The sequence below is a fragment of the Shigella sp. FJ200513 genome (assembly GCF_040495915.1).
GTDB lineage: Bacteria > Pseudomonadota > Gammaproteobacteria > Enterobacterales > Enterobacteriaceae > ECMA0423.
The window spans coordinates 1-833 of record NZ_JBDYCV010000256.1 but is presented as its reverse complement, the minus strand read 5'-3'; the positions used below and the strand labels follow the sequence as shown (position 1 = coordinate 833).

Genomic DNA, 833 nt, shown 5'->3' with positions numbered 1-833 from the left:
GAATCTGAGACAACATCTGGCAAGGCTGGGACGGAAGTCACTGTCGTTCTCAAAATCGGTGGAGCTGCATGACAAGGCCATCGGGCATTATCTGAACATAAAACACTATCAGTAAGTTGGAGTCATTACCGAAGTACTGTGCATAAATGCACTTTTGTTTTTAGTCCTCAGGTAATAAAACAGCGGCAGTTTTCCGGACCGCACTATAAGGTTGACTCCATCAGGGAGTCATGGACAAGTATCTTAAAACGCGCAGGTCTGAGACACAGAAAATCGTATCAATCCAGGCATACCTATGCATGCTGGTCACTTGCCGCAGGAGCTAATCCTAGTTTTATCGCAAGCCAGATGGGCCACACAAACGCACAAATGGTATTCAATGTTTACGGAGCATGGATGAAAGACAACAATCACGAACAGATAGAACTTCTTAACAGAAGACTATCTGAAAGTGTCCCATGCATGCCCCATAAGAAAGCGGGGTAAAATAAAAACTTGCAAAATCAATTGGTTTACCTTTAATCCCTGTCACGTTACGCGCGTGGCAGAGGCGTTACGGATTGCTGAAACCGCAACGGACAGACGGCGGTCATCGGCTGTTCAACGATGCCGATATTGACCGGATCCGCGAGATCAAACGCTGGATCGACAACGGCGTGCAGGTCAGCAAAGTTAAAATACTGCTCAGTAATGAAAATGTTGATGTGCAGAACGTCTGGCGCGATCAGCAAGAAACATTACTGACTTACCTGCAAAGCGTGAACCGCCCCGGGAATCCTGGAGACTAAACTTCCTGAGAAAGAGGTAAACAGGATGACTAAAAATACTCGTTT

At 46.1% G+C, this 833-nt stretch carries 1 protein-coding gene and 2 pseudogenes; all 3 read left to right on the top strand.

The genetic code is table 11. The features are described from left to right. Positions 1–115, top strand: a 115-nt coding sequence (locus ABZJ92_RS22060; protein WP_214282744.1) for an IS1 family transposase, incomplete at its 5' end; no start/stop codon positions are given. Between the two features lie 14 nt (positions 116–129). Then, positions 130–486, top strand: a pseudogene (locus ABZJ92_RS22055) (tyrosine-type recombinase/integrase); the annotation flags it as partial. Between the two features lie 20 nt (positions 487–506). Next, positions 507–764 (top strand): annotated as a pseudogene (locus ABZJ92_RS22050) (MerR family transcriptional regulator); the annotation flags it as partial. Between the last annotated feature and the right edge of the window lie 69 nt (positions 765–833).